This window comes from Pseudomonas veronii, from assembly GCF_001439695.1.
In the GTDB taxonomy this organism is placed as follows: Bacteria; Pseudomonadota; Gammaproteobacteria; order Pseudomonadales; family Pseudomonadaceae; genus Aquipseudomonas; species Aquipseudomonas veronii.
The window spans coordinates 50,478-66,622 of the sequence record NZ_JYLL01000034.1 but is presented as its reverse complement, the minus strand read 5'-3'; the positions used below and the strand labels follow the sequence as shown (position 1 = coordinate 66,622).

Genomic DNA, 16,145 nt, shown 5'->3' with positions numbered 1-16,145 from the left:
TCGGTGTAGAACGTGCCATTGGTTGGCGTGCCGACGGTGAAGGATTTCACGTCTGCCACGCCATCTACGTCGGTGGCGGACAGTTTGACCGCGATACCTACGCTTGGATCTTCAGCACCGGTTGCGGTAGTGGTCACAGCCACAGGCGCATCGTTGACCGGGGTCACGGTGATAGTGCCGTTAGCAGGCGCGGAGGTCAGCGGGCTACCGCCGTCAGCGATACCGCCGTCGGTCGCGGTGTAAGTGAAGTTCGCGGTGCCGTTGAAGTTCGCGTTCGGCTTGAAGTAAACGGTCGCTTCGCCGTTGACCGCGTCAATGGAACCGGTCACCGGTTTGGTCATGGCCGCATCGGTGTAGAACGTGCCATTGGTTGGCGTGCCGACGGTGAAGGATTTCACGTCTGCCACCCCGTCTACGTCGGTCGCGCTCAGTTTGACCGCGATACCTACGCTTGGATCTTCAGCACCGGTCGCGGTAGTGGTCACAGCCACTGGCGCATCGTTGACCGGGGTCACGGTGATGGTGCCGTTGGCAGGCGCAGAGGTCAGCGGGCTACCGCCGTCAGCGATACCGCCGTCTGTGGCGGTGTAGGTGAAGTTGGCGGTGCCGTTGAAGTTTTCGTTTGGCTTGAAGTAAACAGTCGCTTCACCGTTGACTGCGTCGATCGAGCCAGTCACTGGCTTGGTCATGGCCGCGTCGGTGTAGAAGGTGCCATTGGTTGGCGTGCCGACGGTGAAGGATTTCACGTCTGCCACGCCATCTACGTCGGTCGCGCTCAGCTTGACCGCGATACCTACGCTTGGGTCTTCAGCACCGGTTGCGGTAGTGGTCACAGCCACAGGCGCATCGTTGACCGGGGTCACGGTGATAGTGCCGTTAGCAGGCGCGGAGGTCAGCGGGCTACCGCCGTCAGCGATACCGCCGTCGGTCGCGGTGTAAGTGAAGTTCGCGGTGCCGTTGAAGTTCGCGTTCGGCTTGAAGTAAACGGTCGCTTCGCCGTTGACCGCGTCAATGGAACCGGTCACCGGTTTGGTCATGGCCGCATCGGTGTAGAACGTGCCATTGGTTGGCGTGCCGACGGTGAAGGATTTCACGTCTGCCACTCCATCTACGTCGGTGGCGGACAGTTTGACCGCGATACCTACGCTTGGATCTTCAGCACCGGTTGCGGTAGTGGTCACAGCCACAGGCGCATCGTTGACCGGGGTCACGGTGATAGTGCCGTTAGCAGGCGCGGAGGTCAGCGGGCTGCCGCCGTCAGCGATACCGCCGTCAGTGGCGGTGTAGGTGAAGTTCGCCGTGCCGTTGAAGTTCGCGTTCGGCTTGAAGTAAACGGTCGCTTCGCCGTTGACCGCATCAATAGCGCCGGTCACTGGCTTGGTCATCGCCGCATCGGTGTAGAACGTGCCGTTGGTTGGCGTGCCGACGGTGAACGATTTCACGTCCGCCACACCGTCTACGTCAGTGGCCGAAAGCTTAACTTCGATACCCTGGACCGGATCTTCAGAACCCGTTGCAGTGGTCGGTGCGGCAACCGGCGCATCGTTCACCGCAGTCACAGTGATGGTGCCATTGGCAGGCGCCGAGGTCAGCGGGTTGCTGCCGTCAGCATTGCCACTGTCGGTGGCGGTATAGGTGAAGTTCGCCGTGCCGTTGAAGTTCGCATTTGGCTTGAAGTAAACCGTGGCTTCGCCGTTGATGGCGTCGATCGAGCCAGTCACCGGTTTGGTCATCGCCGCATCGGTATAGAACGTACCGTTGGTCGACGTACCAACCGCGAACGATTTCACGTTCTCCACGCCATCGATATCAGTAGCCGAAAGTTTGACTTCGATACCTTGAACCGGATCTTCGGAACCGGTCGCGGTAGTCGCGATAGCTTCTGGTGCATCGTTAACGGCAATCACGTTGATCGGCAGGGTAATCGACTCGGACTTCGGATCAGCCGTGCCGTCCTGCGCGGTGGCGGTGACGGTGAGGTTCACCAGGCCGTTGGCGTTTTCCGCCGGGGTGAAGACCAGGGTGGCCTTGTTCCAATTGCTGATGTCGACGCTTTGATTGCCAGCCGTCGCGGTGAAGGTGTGGCCCGGCGTGCCATCGGAGATGGTCGCGTTGAGCGGTATGCCACCGACTTCCAGCTTGAGCGTCTCGGAGCCATCCTTGTCGGTGGCGTATGCGTCGATGGTCGACAGCTTGATCGCATGGTCTTCCAGGCCGGTGTTCAGCACCTGGGTGACGTTGATGTTGTCCAGCACGCCGCCCAACGAGTTGTTTGCATCCCCGGCCGGGGCTTTGAACTCGAGTTTGGCATCGCCGTCAGCAGTGACCGGCACGACGAAGGTGTAAGTCTTCATGCCGACGGTGGTGGTATCCAGGGTGCCGACTTTGACGCCGCCCCAGAATACGTCGATCACCGAATTGTTCTCGGCACCCGCACGCGGCGAGTAGTCGACCGAGATGGTGTACGCCGTGCCGGCTTCTGCCTTGATGATGGTGTACAGGCTGGAGTCGTCGCCGGCGTTTTTCTCAAGCTCGATGACCTGGCTGTTGCCTGGGGTCTCTACGCCGTAGTTGCTGCTTTGGCCGATTTCGACTTGGCCGCCGGCATTCCCCGTGAGCCACGGAGTGCTCGGGGTGCCACTGACAGGCGCGTTGTTGGCGTCATTTACCCCGACGATGCCCCACGAACCATTGAGGTTGGCGCTGTCGAAGTTGATCGAGGTCACAGGGCCGCCGCCGAGCAGGCCCAGGTGCGGAGTGTCGGTAACCGGCGCGATCGTGATGTCGGCCGTCGTTACGGCGCTCGATTTACCGCCGTTGTCGACCGCAGTGAACGTCACCTCGGTTTTGCCGCTCCAGTCGCCGGTCGGGGCGAAGTAAACCGCGGCTTTGCCGTCGGCACCCGCTGGCACCGAGTCGCCGACTTTGAGTTCGGTTTGCAGCGTGGCATCGCTGTACAGCTTGCCATTTTCCGGCAAGGTGGTGATGACAAAGCTGGAGACGGTACCGTCCACATCCTTGCCGTCCAGCACGATCTTGGCGGTATGGTCTTCATCGGCGGTGGTGTTGTCGGCCGATGCAGTCGGGGCGTCGTTGAACAGGTCGATAGTGACCTTGCCAGTGGCGCTGCCGGTTTCCGGCGGTTCGCGATCCAGGTTGCCGCCACCGTTGTCAGTCACATCGATGGTGACGGTACGATCGGTACCGACAGGGTTATTGCCCGGGCTCTGGAAGGTGATGGCTTCAACCAGTTTGACGAAGTCGGCGGCGCTGCTGCCGGCCTTCGAGTCGCTGGTGAGGGTGTAGACGATTTTCCCGTCGGCGGCGCTGCCGCTCTGGGTGATGGTGATCCCGGCAACGGCCAGGGCCTTGAGCACATCGGTATTGCTGAGCAAATCACCTGCAGCCAGGTGGTCGACGGTGACCACGACTTTGCTGAAGGTGGTGTTGTCGACGTCTTTGATGGTCAGGTTTTCGACCAGCGCGACTGCGTCTTTTTGCTCAGTGAATGTGGTGCTGTCGAACTTGACCTCAGGCGGATCGTTCACCGGAACCACGTACACCACGGAGGTGACAGGCGCCGAATCCAGCTGGCCGTCGTTGACGGTGATGGTCAGGGTGCGATTGGCCGGGTCCGGGTTCTCGCTTTCGCTGGCGAAGTGTACCGAACGCAGGACTTCCTGGTACTCAGCCGTGGAGGCCTCACCGGACAAGGTCAAGATGCCCGTGGCCTTGTCGTAGCTGACTGCAATTTTGGTGTTGCTGACATCTGCGATCAGTACATCGTCTGCCAGGTGGTTGACGAGTGTGACTTTGGCGCTTTGCAGGGTGTTGTTGTCGACGTCGCTGACGGTCAGGTTCGCCGCCACGTAGCCGCCAGGCTTGCCTTCAATATAGGTGTCGCCGAATGCGTTGGTCGAGGCGTTGCCCAGTACCGGAGCGTCGTTCACCGCAGTCACGGTGATGGTGCCGTTGGCTGGAGCCGAGGTCAGCGGGCTGCCGCCGCCAGCAATGCCGCCGTCGGTGGCGGTGTAGGTGAAGTTCGCGGTGCCGTTGAAGTTTTCGTTTGGCTTGAAGTAAACGGTGGCTTCACCGTTGACCGCGTCGATCGAGCCGGTTACCGGCTTGGTCATGGCCGCGTCGGTGTAGAAGGTGCCGTTGGTTGGGGTGCCGACGGTGAAGGATTTCACGTCTGCCACGCCGTCTACGTCGGTGGCGCTCAGTTTGACTTCGATGCCTTGAACCGGATCTTCGGAACCCGTTGCGGTGGTCGGTGCGGCGACCGGCGCATCGTTGACCGGAGTCACGGTGATGGTGCCGTTGGCCGGAGCCGAGGTCAGCGGGCTGCCGCCGTCAGCGATACCGCCGTCGGTCGCGGTGTAGGTGAAGTTCGCGGTGCCGTTGAAGTTTTCGTTTGGCTTGAAGTAAACGGTGGCTTCGCCGTTGACTGCGTCAATCGAGCCAGTCACTGGCTTGGTCATGGCGGCGTCGGTGTAGAACGTGCCGTTGGTTGGGGTGCCGACGGTGAACGATTTCACGTCTGTCACGCCATCTACGTCGGTCGCGCTCAGTTTGACTTCGATGCCTTGAACCGGATCTTCAGAACCCGTTGCGGTGGTCGGTGCGGCGACCGGTGCATCGTTGACCGGAGTCACGGTGATGGTGCCGTTGGCCGGAGCCGAGGTCAGCGGGCTGCCGCCGTCAGCAATACCGCCGTCGGTCGCGGTGTAGGTGAAGTTCGCGGTGCCGTTGAAGTTTTCATTTGGCTTGAAGTAAACGGTGGCTTCGCCGTTGACGGCGTCGATCGAGCCGGTCACCGGTTTGGTCATGGCGGCGTCGGTGTAGAACGTGCCGTTGGTAGGCGTGCCGACAGTGAACGATTTCACGTCCGCCACGCCGTCTACGTCCGTCGCGCTCAGTTTGACCGCGATACCTACGCTTGGATCTTCAGCACCCGTTGCGGTAGTGGCCGCAGCCACTGGTGCATCGTTGACCGGGGTCACGGTGATAGTGCCGTTGGCAGGCGCAGAGGTCAGCGGGCTGCCGCCGTCAGCAATACCGCCGTCGGTGGCGGTGTAGGTGAAGTTCGCGGTGCCGTTGAAGTTTTCATTTGGCTTGAAGTAAACCGTGGCTTCGCCATTGACCGCATCAATAGCGCCGGTCACCGGTTTGGTCATCGCCGCATCGGTGTAGAACGTGCCATTGGTAGGCGTGCCGACGGTGAACGATTTCACGTCTGTCACGCCATCTACGTCGGTCGCGCTCAGTTTGACTTCGATGCCTTGAACCGGATCTTCGGAACCCGTTGCGGTGGTCGGTGCGGCAACCGGCGCGTCGTTGACCGCAGTCACGGTGATGGTGCCGTTGGCCGGAGTAGACGTCAGCGGGTTGGTGCCGTCAGCATTGCCGCTGTCGGTCGCGGTGTAGGTGAAGTTTGCGGTGCCGTTGAAGTTTTCGTTCGGTTTGAAGTAAACCGTGGCTTCGCCGTTGACCGCGTCGATCGAGCCGGTTACCGGCTTGGTCATGGCAGCATCGGTGTAGAACGTGCCATTGGTTGGCGTGCCGACGGTGAACGATTTCACGTTCTCCACGCCATCGATATCAGTGGCCGAAAGCTTGACTTCGATGCCCTGGGCCGGATCTTCAGAACCGGTCGCGGTAGTGGCGACAGCTTCTGGCGCATCGTTGACCGCAGTCACGGTGATAGTGCCGTTGGCCGGAGTAGAAGTCAGCGGGTTGGTGCCATCAGCATTGCCGCTGTCGGTCGCGGTGTAGGTGAAGTTCGCCGTGCCGTTGAAGTTTTCGTTCGGTTTGAAGTAAACCGTGGCTTCGCCGTTGACCGCGTCGATCGAGCCGGTTACCGGCTTGGTCATGGCCGCATCGGTGTAGAACGTGCCGTTGGTAGGCGTGCCGACGGTGAACGATTTCACGTTCTCCACGCCATCGATATCAGTGGCCGAAAGCTTGACTTCGATGCCCTGGGCCGGATCTTCAGAACCGGTCGCAGTGGTCGCCACAGCCACCGGCGCATCGTTCACCGCAGTGACAGTGATGGTGCCGTTGGCTGGGGTCGAAGTCAGCGGGTTGCTGCCGTCAGCGTTGCCGCTGTCGGTCGCGGTATAAGTGAAATTCGCGGTGCCGTTGAAGTTTTCGTTTGGCTTGAAGTAAACAGTCGCTTCGCCGTTGACCGCATCAATCGAGCCAGTCACCGGTTTGGTCATGGCAGCATCGGTGTAGAACGTGCCATTGGTTGGCGTGCCGACAGTGAACGATTTCACGTTGTCCACGCCGTCTACGTCGGTGGCCGAAAGCTTGACTTCAATACCCTGGGCCGAATCTTCAGAGCCCGTCGCAGTGGTCGCCACAGCCTCAGGCGCATCGTTGACCGCCGTCACAGTGACAGTGCCGTTAGCCGGCGCAGAGGTCAGCGGGTTGCTGCCGTCAGCGTTGCCACTGTCGGTCGCGGTGTAGGTGAAGTTCGCGGTGCCGTTGAAGTTTTCGTTCGGCTTGAAGTACACGGTGGCTTCGCCATTGACCGCGTCAATCGCGCCAGTCACCGGCTTGGTCATGGCAGCGTCGGTGTAGAACGTGCCGTTGGCCGACTCGCCGACGGTGAACGATTTCACGTTCGCCAGGCCATCCACATCGGTCGCGCTCAGCTTGACCGCAATGCCTACGCTTGGATCTTCAGTCCCGGTTGCAGTGGTCGCGATCGCTTCTGGTGCATCGTTGACCGCCGTCACAGTGACAGTGCCGTTAGCCGGAGCAGAGGTCAGCGGGTTGCTGCCGTCAGCGTTGCCGCTGTCGGTCGCGGTATAGGTGAAATTCGCGGTGCCGTTGAAGTTTTCGTTCGGCTTGAAGTAAATCGTGGCTTCGCCGTTGACCGCGTCGATCGAGCCGGTCACCGGTTTGGTCATGGCCGCGTCGGTGTAGAACGTGCCATTGGTTGGCGTGCCGACAGTGAACGATTTCACGTTCGCCAAACCATCCCCATCGGTCGCACTCAGTTTGACCGCAATGCCCTGGGCCGGATCTTCAGCTCCGTTCGCTGCAACCACCACTGCCACCGGCGCGTCGTTAACCGGCGTCACCGTCACGTCCAGCGTGCTGCTCGAACCGGTATTGGTGGTGTAGCCGATTTGCGGCACTTCACCGTTGTAATCCTTGACCGGGGTAAACGCATACGCACCATCCGCACCGATGGTGACGGTACCGACACCTTCGACAATGGCGGTTTGGCCTGCGTTATACGTGGTACCGCCAACGGTGAACGTCGCGACGGTCAGCACGTTGTCGATGTCGCTGTCATTGCTCAGCACGTTGCCAGTGGCGACCTGCTCCTCGGCAACCGTGTTGGTGTCTGCGACCAGCACGCTCGGGTTGTCGACAGCGATCACGGTGGTAGTGGCGGCTTCCGGGTTGATCGCCAGGTTTTCGTAGTTACCGCCGCTTGCACCGGTGATGGTGGCGCTGACGCTCAGGTCTTTGCCATCGGCCAGGTTTGCCGGCGTATCGACGCTGACGGTGCCCGTGGTTTTACCGGCTTCGATGGTGATGGTGGTGTTGTTGGACAGCGTGATGGTGACGTCGGTCTGCGCGGCGTTGTTCACGGTCGCGGTATAAACGATCTTGCCGCCCTCATCGACCGACGCGTTCGCGCTCAGCGTGACGGTGGTGGTGTCGATGGTGTCATTGATCTGCGTAACGGCCGGCGCCGGGTCGGTGGTGATGATCAGGTTGCCGCCGCCGGACGTGCCGGTGATGGTGGCGGAGATCGACGAGGCATCCAGGTAAGGCGTGTCATTGCCCGCGAACGTGACGTTCAGCGCGCCCGCGGTCTGGCCGGCGAGGACCACGACAGACAAGCCGTTGGACAAGGTGACGGTCAGGTCACTGGTCGGCGCCTGGGTGACAAACACGGTGTAAACCACGACGCCGCCGGCTTCGGTGATGCTCGGCGTGGCAGTCAAGGTGATGGTGACGCTGCGCGGATCGAGGCTGTTATTGGTAGCGGCGGTGAACAGGCTGGTCGCGGCATCGGCGGCATTCAAGCCGTTCGTCGGATAACCGATGGTAGGGTCAACCGTGCCTGCGGTGGCGTCCAGCACGACAAAGCTGTGGCCGCCACCCACGGCGCCGTCCGCGCCAGCGGCAGTCGGGCCGGCAGCTGTGGCTTCAAGGTCTTGGGTCGGGTCGGCACCGGCAGCGATGGCTTGCTGCAGTTCGGCAACGGAGGGTGCTTCCTGGGCAGTGGCGGCACTCAGGTCGGTCACTGAGTCAGGCGTGTTCGCGCTCCATTGCGTGTCGCGCCCCAGGTCAAGGGTGCGGCCATCGGCAAGCTCCAGCGACACGGAGCCGGCAGGACCGGTTTCCACCTGCTCCCCTGCAAACAAACGATCCCCTTCTACCAGCAGGCGACGAATCCCTTCCGGGGATACCGCAAACACTTGACCGACAATGCTTTTGACGACCGCAACGCTGCTCATAAAAGACTCTCCGTGTATTACCGTTCAGGGGGCATCCATCATGGAGACCGGCCTTTCTCTCTAGTGCCGATTCAATAGCTGGAGTACGTTAAACCCATGTAAAAAATTTGGCGTCAATATTTTGGTGTTTTGCTCGACGAATTACTTTTCCGTCAAGGTATTGACCTATTTGGCGCCATCCTAAACAATCCGCCCGGTAATGTCACATTGATATTTACACGGCATCGCGACTTTCTGTTTGCACCGTCCAGCACTCATGACAAGCAGTGATTTCGGTTGCCAATCCAATGCACTATTTCAAGTTTGTTGCGGTTTTCCAGGCAACCAATCCCCAGGGAAGAATCACAATGCGTTTGCACTTATTCAAAGCTTTGCCTTTTGCTCTAGCCGCCAGTTTCGTACAGGCTCAAACGCTGACGGAAGCGATGCAGAAAGCGGTGGAAGTCCATCCGGAGATCCAAGCGGGTGTCAATGCGCGCATTGCTGCTGACTACCAAGTCGACGCAGCCAAAGGCGGCTACTTGCCTAAAGTCGACTTGCTGGGCGGTTATGGCCGTGAAAGCTCGGACAACACCACCACCCGCGCGGCCAGCAACAGCCACGATTGGAAAACCATGAACCGCGGCGAATCGACCATTCGTCTGCAGCAAAACCTGTTCCAGGGTTTTGGCACCCAAAATGAAGTAGGCCGCCAACAAGCCACCGCCAATTCCCGCGGTTATGCGCTGCTCAACACGACCGAGCGCACCGCCCTGACGGTCGCCCAGGTTTATCTGGATGTCTTGACCCGTCGCGAGATGGTGCAACTGGCAGAAGAGAACCTGAAAAGCCACGAACGCATTTTTGACCAGATCAAATTGCGCACCAGCCGTGGCGTCGGAAGAATGGCGGACATGGACCAGGCCGAAGCCCGTCTGGCTCAGGCTCGAAACAACCTGATCACCGAACAGACCAACCTGGCTGACGCCAATACCAACTACATGAGCGTTGTCGGCCAAGAGCCTGACCAACTGGAAAAGCCAGCGGGCATCGTTACCTTGCTGCCAGCCAGCCTGGATGACGCACGCCGCCAGATGATTGCCGACAGCCCGGTATTGCGCTCTGCCGAATCGGATATCACCGCCGCTGAAAAGCAGTACGAATCCGCCAAGTCGACCTTCTACCCGCGCTTCGATGCGGTACTGCAACGTTCAGCCAACGACAACATCGCCGGCGACCCAGGCCATGACAACAGCTATTCCGCCATGCTGAACATGCAGTTCAACCTGTTCAACGGCGGCACCGACAAGGCCAACCTGCAGTCCAAGGCTTCCCAGGCCTCCCAGGCGCTGGACATCCGCAACAACGCCCTGCGTCAGCTGAACGAAGAGCTGGGCCTGGCGTGGAACGCCTACAACAACGCCACCCAGCAGGTGCCGATCGCGCAGGAATACGTGGACCGCAGCACGCGAGTACGTACCTCGTATCAACAGCAGTTCAGCCTCGGTGAGCGTACACTGCTCGACTTGCTCGACAGCGAGAATGAACTGTTCACCGCTCAGCAGCGTCTGGCGCAGATCAAAAACCTGCAGATCTACACGCAGTATCGAATCAAGGCCGACATGGGCCAACTGCTGAGAAGTCAGGGCGTGGTAGCGCCGATGGCATCGGTTGTGCAGAACGATATTAAACCGTCGGTAAACCTGCCAGGGATGAACTGATTCTTGACGGCGTTGGACCACTCAACTGCAGTAAGAGAGAGTCAGCTTGGATTCTGAAATAGGTGTGGCGCAACTCAACCATGACCCGCGCAGTCAGCATGACGACCCCTTGCTGGACGGGTTGTTGACACTCTGCTCACTGCATTACAAACCCGCCAGCCGCGCAATGCTGACCACTGGGCTGCCACTCGCGGCCCAGCGTCTGAGCGCCGAGCTGCTGCCGCGTGCAGCCGCTCGGGCGGGTTTGCAGGGGCGGTTGCTGCAGCGCAAGCTGGAACAGATTCCATCCATCGCACTGCCCGCCATGCTGCTGCTCAAGGAAGGGCGCAGCGCGGTGCTGTTGGGCTGGGAAGGCGACACGGCGCGACTGCTGCTCAGCGAAAGCGACGGCGGCGAAGTACAGGTCAGCCGTGAAACCTTGAGTCAGGATTACAGCGGTCGGGTATTTTTCGCCCAACCGCAGCATAAATTTGACATCACCAGCGGCACGCTGATCCCGCGCGCACGCTCGTGGTTTCGAGACACCCTCAAGCGCTCGCGCTGGCTCTACGCCGACGCAATCGCCGCGAGCCTGGTGATCAACCTGATCGCCCTGGCCGCACCACTGTTTGTGATGAACGTGTATGACCGCGTGGTCCCCAACCAGGCCACCGCCACCTTGTGGATGCTGGCCATCGGTATCTGCGGCGCGTACCTGTTCGATCTGCTGCTCAAGAGCCTGCGCAGTTTATGCCTGGACCTGGCGGGCAAAAAAACCGACCTGATCATCTCCGCGACGCTGTTCGAGCGCATCGTGGGCATGGCCATGAAAGTGCGCCCGGCGCGGGTCGGCAGCTTTGCGCAGAACATCCATGAATTCCAGGGGATGCGCGACTTCCTCACCTCGCTGACCCTCGCGAGCCTGATCGACCTGCCCTTCACCCTGATCATCCTGGTGGTGATCGCCATGCTCGGCGGCCACCTGGTGTGGATTCCGATCATCGCCTTCCCGCTGGCCCTGGGTATCGGCCACATGCTCCAGAAACCGCTGACTGCGACACTGGAGCGCACCATGGCCCTGGGCGCCGAGCGTCAGTCGAGCCTGATCGAAACCCTCGCCGGGCTCGATGCGGTCAAGGTCAATAACGCAGAAAGCGAGCGCCAGTATCAATGGGAACAGACCATTGGCACCCTCAGCCGCCTGGAACTGCGGGTCAAGGTGTTGTCCGGCCTGGCCATGAACATCACCTTGCTGATCCAGCAAGTGGCCGGCGTGGCGATGATCATTTTCGGCGTGTACCAGATCATTGATGGCGCCCTCAGCATGGGCGGCCTCGTTGCCTGCTACATGCTCAGCGGCCGCGCACTGGGCCCGTTGGCGCAACTGTCGGGGCTGCTGACGCGTTACCAGCAAGCCAAGGTGACGATGGTCTCGGTCGACCAGATGATGGAGTTGCCGCAAGAACGCAACTACGACGAACGCCCGCTCAGCCGCAAGGCGCTGCAAGGCGCGATGACGTTCCGCGAAGTCGACTTCACCTACCCGAACCAACAAAACCTGGCGCTGCGCGGCATCAACCTGAATGTGCGGGCGGGCGAGAAGATCGGCATCATCGGGCGCAGCGGCTCGGGCAAAAGCTCGCTGGCCAAACTGCTGGTCGGTCTTTACCAGCCGGATTCGGGCTCGTTGCTGGTCGATGGCGTGGACATTCGCCAGATCGATGTCAGCGAATTGCGCCACAACATCGGCTACGTGGCCCAGGACATCCAACTGCTGGCCGGCACCTTGCGCGACAACCTCGTCTCGGGCGCACGCTACGTGGACGACGAAATGGTGCTGCAAGCCGCAGAACTGGCCGGCGTGCATGAATTTGCCAGACTGCATCCGCAAGGTTACGAACTGCAAGTGGGCGAACGCGGGCAAAACCTCTCCGGCGGCCAGCGACAAAACGTCGCCCTCGCCCGTGCATTGCTATTGAACCCACCGATCCTGCTGCTGGACGAACCGACCAGCGCCATGGACAACACCGGCGAAGAGCGCCTGAAACAGCGCTTGCAGTCGGTGATCGAAAACAAGACGGTGATTCTGGTCACCCACCGCGCCTCGCTGTTGAGCCTGGTGGATCGCCTGCTGGTGATCGACCGTGGCCAGATACTCGCGGACGGTCCAAAAGCGGCCGTCATGGAAGCGCTGAAAAAGGGGCAGATCAGTGTTGCTTAAATCCGGCCCACGCCGCTTGAAAGACGTCATCTTCGGCTATTTCAGAGGCACCGACTCGCTCGAAGACCAGCCCTTGCCCGAAGTCGAAAAAGCCCTGGTCGACGACGCCCCGCGCATCGTGCGCCTGACCATTTGGGGCGTGATCGGCTTCTTCGTGTTCCTGATACTGTGGGCGCACTTTGCGATCATCGATGAAGTGACCAAAGGCGAAGGTAAGGCGATCCCCTCCTCGCGCATCCAGAAAATCCAGAACCTGGAAGGCGGCATCGTCGCCCAGATCTACGTGCATGAAGGGCAAATCGTCGACGCCGGTGCGCCGCTGGTACGCCTGGACGACACACGCTTTGCCTCCAACGTCGGCGAAACCGAAGCCGACCGCGTGGCCATGGAACTGCGCGTGGAGCGCCTCAGCGCCGAAGTCGAAAATCGCCCGCTGAACATTACCGAAGACGCGCGCAAAGCCGTGCCCAACCAGGCTTCGAACGAAGAGTCGCTGTACCTGAGCCGACGCCAGCAACTGTCGGACGAAATCGGCGGGCTGCAACAACAACTGCTGCAACGCCAGCAGGAACTGCGTGAATTCGCCTCCAAGCAGGACCAATACCGCAACAGCCTGAACCTGCTGCGCCAGGAGATCGGCATGTCCGAACCGCTGGTCCAACAGGGCGCGGTCTCGCCGGTAGAAGTGCTGCGCCTCAAACGCTCCGAAGTGGAAACCCGCGGCATGCTCGATGGCACCACCCTGGCCATCCCCCGCGCCCAGGCCGCCATCAACGAAGTGCAACGCAAAATCGACGAGACCCGCGGCAAATTCCGCAGCGAAGCCCTGGCTCAACTGAACGAAGCGCGCACCAACCTGAGCAAGGCCCAAGCCACCTCCAAAGGCCTGGAAGACCGCGTCAGCCGCACCATGGTCACCTCCCCCGTGCGCGGTATCGTCAAGCAAATGCTGGTCAACACCGTAGGCGGCGTGATCCAGCCCGGCAGCGACATCGCCGAAGTCGTACCGCTGGACGACACCTTGCTGGTAGAAGCCAAGATCCGCCCGCAAGACATCGCCTTCCTCCACCCCGGCCAGGAAGCAATGATCAAATTCACCGCCTACGACTACACCATCTACGGCGGCCTCAAAGGCAAACTCGAACAGATCGGCGCCGACACCGTGATGGATGAAGAGAAGAAAAACACCTTCTACGTCATCAAACTGCGCACCGACCGCAGCCACCTCGGCACCGACGACAAACCCCTGCTGATCATCCCCGGCATGGTGGCCTCTGTGGACATCATCACCGGCAAGAAGAGCATCTTGAGCTACCTGCTCAAGCCAATCATCAAATCCCGCGCAGAGGCCATGCACGAGCGCTGATCGGGGCATTTGGCTGCGGGAGAAGCAGGTAAATGCAGGGCGAAGGGCGAAAACTTGGGTTTTCGCAAAAATAGTCAGATTTCAGGGGTTTACAGAACTTTTTCAATCGCTATAATCGTCGCCCTAACACGCCGGTATAGCTCAGTTGGTAGAGCAACTGACTTGTAATCAGTAGGTCCCGGGTTCGACTCCTGGTGCCGGCACCATACAAGGTTCCAAAGAAGGCTTTCAAAATCTCTGGAACCCCCGAAAAACCCGCCTTCTGGCGGGTTTTTTCGTTTTGGCGTTCCATCGGTTTCCGTCAGAAACTGGTAGATTCCAACCGTTTTAAGGGTAGAGTTTGGGATACAGGTCACTTCGATAAAAGGGAGTACCCTTATGTCGCGCACCACAGCTCCGCTCTCCGACGCAGCTTGCCGCTTGGCAAAACCTACAGACCGCGCCTACAAGCTTTTCGACGGCGATGGCCTCTACCTCCTAGTCCAGCCCAATGGCCGCAAAGGCTGGCGGCTCCGTTACGTCAAACCTGACGGACGCGAAGGACTGACCTCGTTCGGCAACTACCCCGTCATTGGCCTCGCCGATGCGCGCCGCAAGCGCTTGGAAGTTAAGCGAATGCTGGCGGATGGCGTTGATCCTATAGAGACCAAGCACCAAGCCAAGGCGGAAGCCGTAATCAAAGGCAGAACCTTTGAAAGCGTTGCGCTCGACTGGCATACGGAAATGTCGGCCAAGTGGGCACCAGGCCATTCCAAGACTGTGATGAGTCGCCTCAAAACCCACGTGTTCCCGCTGATCGGCACCCGCGCCATTGTCGACCTCGACACCCATGACCTCATGCAGCCCTTGGAAGCGATCAAGAAGCGCGGAACGATAGACGTAGCTTTAAGGGTACAAAACTACCTGCAGAGCATCATGCGCGAGGCAAAACGCCTCCGGCTTATCACCGCCAACCCTGCATACGACCTCGAAGGCTTGATCAAAGCCCCGCGGGTGGTACATCGCCCCGCTCTACCCTTATCGCGACTGCCGGAACTACAGGAGCGGATCGACACCTATAAAGGCCGCGCACTTACCCGCCTGACGGTGATGCTATCGCTGCATGTGTTTGTACGCTCCAGCGAACTGCGTTTCGCCCGCTGGAGCGAGTTCGACCTCAAGCGTGGCACCTGGGAGATACCGGACACTCGACCCGCGTTGGAGGGAGTACCCTTTTCCACAAGGGGTACGAAGATGGCAGGGGATATCCATTTAGTACCCTTATCGCCGCAAGCAGTAGCGCTACTCGAAAAAATCCATGCACTCACAGGCAAATTCGCATTGGTCTTCGCAGGGGATGCCAAACCCTGGAAGCCCATGTCCGAAAATACCGTGAACAACGCGCTTCGGACGATGGGATACGACACCAAAACCGATATCTGCGGGCATGGATTTCGTTCGATGGCCTGCAGCGCACTGATCGAGTCAGGATTGTGGTCGGAGACAGCCATTGAACGGCAGATGAGCCACAAGGAGCGCAACAACGTCCGCGCCGCTTACATCCACAAGGCCGAGTTCATCGAGGAGCGCAGGCTGATCATGAACTGGTGGAGCCGGTACCTAGAGGCCAACCGGCAGGAGCATGTCACTCCGCACGAATTCGCGAATCAGACAGGAGCGAACGTCACTCGCCTAAAAGCAAAACGTGGCGCAACCGAGTAAGCGCTCGGTCTTCATATCTCAGCGATCCGCTTGTCCACGCGGGTCCATCCAAGCAGGGCTGCAAAGCCGCCCTGCTTGGATGGACCTCACTTAAAAAATCTAAAGCCCACACAACTGTCTGTGGAAAACCACTGATTTCCACCGGTGGATAATTTCATCCACAGCCGCAGAGCTCCCGAAAATTGGAGTCTTGACCCGAATTATCCACAGGCGTAGAAAAGATCGGGCAAAGCGCTGTCGTCGACAGCAACCCAGGTAGCCAGAACCTTTAAGGCTACGCCACACGGTGGTGGTTCTCCCAAAGTGCGATTAGCGTCCGGCGGCTCGCACGGTCACAGCGATGTGATGGATGCCTACTTTTACCAGTGCGCCCACTGCGGCAACTCATCCCCTTTCATAGCTGCCCTGCAGCAACCTATCCGCTTGGCCATTTCATTGCGCCAACCTGCGCCCGTCTCTTTCTCCCGGAAAGAGACGGGCGCTCCTACTGCTGCTGCAGGCCACCTCGTACAAGGCTTTGCGGCATTCCCCCTCGTGACAATCGACGTGACAAACACCGAAGTCACCAGCAACAGCGATGCCGATGATGGTGCCGCAGCCCACGGAATGGACTGCACCTGACTGACAGTCAGGCATGCCCCGATCATCGCTTCACTGCCGTCACCCGACTCAGGATCTCGCGGCGTTGGTCT

Annotated in this window: 5 protein-coding genes and 1 tRNA gene; 5 read left to right on the top strand and 1 reads right to left on the bottom strand. The window is 59.9% G+C overall.

The window, feature by feature from the left end:
• The coding region (locus tag TU80_RS26995) for a retention module-containing protein (RefSeq protein ID WP_156422918.1) at positions 1-8,486 on the bottom strand (8,486 nt) is incomplete at its 3' end.
• Positions 8,487-8,833: 347 nt separating this feature from the next.
• Here TU80_RS26995 and TU80_RS26990 point away from each other — a divergent pair.
• The 5 genes from TU80_RS26990 to TU80_RS26970 all read left to right on the top strand — a co-directional run bounded on the left by TU80_RS26990 (position 8,834) and on the right by TU80_RS26970 (position 15,453).
• The gene (locus TU80_RS26990; protein WP_046385019.1) at positions 8,834-10,186 is read left to right on the top strand and encodes a TolC family outer membrane protein; all 1,353 of its coding nucleotides are present in this window, start codon (positions 8,834-8,836) and stop codon (positions 10,184-10,186) included.
• 46 nt (positions 10,187-10,232) lie between these two features.
• A complete protein-coding gene (locus tag TU80_RS26985) occupies positions 10,233-12,386 on the top strand; it encodes a type I secretion system permease/ATPase (RefSeq protein WP_046385020.1) in 2,154 nt (717 codons plus the stop codon).
• On the top strand, positions 12,376-13,752 hold the full coding sequence (locus TU80_RS26980) for an HlyD family type I secretion periplasmic adaptor subunit (RefSeq protein WP_046385021.1): 1,377 nt from the start codon (positions 12,376-12,378) through the stop codon (positions 13,750-13,752). Before TU80_RS26985 ends, TU80_RS26980 begins: the two co-directional genes overlap by 11 nt.
• Before the next feature lie 130 nt (positions 13,753-13,882).
• Positions 13,883-13,958: transfer RNA gene (locus TU80_RS26975), tRNA-Thr, on the top strand.
• A 172-nt stretch (positions 13,959-14,130) separates the two neighbouring features.
• Positions 14,131-15,453 carry a tyrosine-type recombinase/integrase gene (locus TU80_RS26970; RefSeq protein WP_057005793.1) on the top strand — a complete coding sequence of 441 codons (1,323 nt, stop codon included), beginning with the start codon at positions 14,131-14,133 and terminating at the stop codon, positions 15,451-15,453.
• The last annotated feature ends 692 nt before the right edge of the window (positions 15,454-16,145 follow it).